The following is a 1,058-nucleotide window of genomic DNA, read 5'->3' as shown; positions in this document are numbered from 1 at the left end:
CATAGACCCGAAAAGGTACAACCAATGAACTTTCTGCCCGACAACTCCATCCTGACCCTGCTCGCCGGGGCGACCCTGGCGGTCAAGATGGTCATGCTCTTCCTGGGGTGCATGTCCCTGTGGAGCTGGACCATCATTTTCTTCAAGTTCTTCGCCATCGGCACGGCCCGCAAGAAGGTCATGGCCGGGTACGACGCCTTTGTGGCCGCCGGCGACCTGTCCAAGGGCATCAAGCAACTGGGCGACAAGGACGATTCGCCCCTGGCCCGGGTCTCTTCCCTGGCCGTGAAGGAGTTCCGCCTGCTGGAGAAGGCCGACGTCAACCGCGAGCGCAAGCGGCTGCTGGTCAAGGACACGCTCAGGCGCGTGCTCAAGCAGGGCATCTCCAAGGAAATGCGTGGGTTGACCCGCAACCTGCCGTTTCTGGCCACCTGCGCCAACGCGGCCCCGTTCATCGGCCTGTTCGGCACGGTCTGGGGCATCATGCACTCGTTCCACTCCATCGGGCAGGCGCAGTCCGCGGCCCTGGCCACGGTGGCCCCCGGCATCTCCGAGGCGCTCATCGCCACGGCCATCGGCCTGCTCGTGGCCATCCCGGCGACCATTTTCTACAACTATTTCCTGGGCAAGCTGAACGAGGTCGAATCCGGCATGGTCGATTTCGCCGGGGCCTTCCTGAACCGCGCCGAACGCGAGATCGCCTGGGCCGACAAGCCCGAGCGGGACTAGGAGCGCGCCATGGCGATCAAGACCGGCGGCGGGTTCCTCAACGAGATCAACGTCACGCCCTTCGTGGACGTGATGCTGGTCCTGCTGATCATCTTCATGGTCACGGCCCCGCTCATGACCCAGGGGGTCGAGGTGGACCTGCCGACCACGCGCACGGTCCGCAACCTGCCCCAGGATTCCGAGCATCTGGTCCTGACCGTGCGCAAGGACGGCAGGATATTCCTGGACGAGTACCAGGTGTCCATGGACGAATTGGAGGACCACCTGAAACGGCTGGTGGCCGGGCAGAAGAAGCAGCTCTTCCTGCGCGCGGACAAGGAGGTCCCGTA

2 protein-coding genes are annotated in these 1,058 nt (G+C 64.0%); both read left to right on the top strand.

The window, feature by feature from the left end:
- Positions 1 to 24: 24 nt before the first annotated feature.
- Complete coding sequence (locus AB6M95_RS19650; RefSeq protein WP_371388439.1) at positions 25 to 729, top strand: MotA/TolQ/ExbB proton channel family protein; 705 nt, start codon at positions 25 to 27, stop codon at positions 727 to 729.
- A gap of 9 nt (positions 730 to 738) precedes the next feature.
- The coding region (locus AB6M95_RS19645; RefSeq protein ID WP_371388438.1) for a biopolymer transporter ExbD at positions 739 to 1,058 on the top strand (320 nt) is incomplete at its 3' end.

The organism is Pseudodesulfovibrio karagichevae (genome assembly GCF_041414475.1).
Taxonomy (GTDB): domain Bacteria; phylum Desulfobacterota; class Desulfovibrionia; order Desulfovibrionales; family Desulfovibrionaceae; genus Pseudodesulfovibrio; species Pseudodesulfovibrio karagichevae.
The sequence above is the reverse complement of the archived record's forward strand: the minus strand, read 5'-3'. Positions and strand labels throughout refer to the sequence as shown.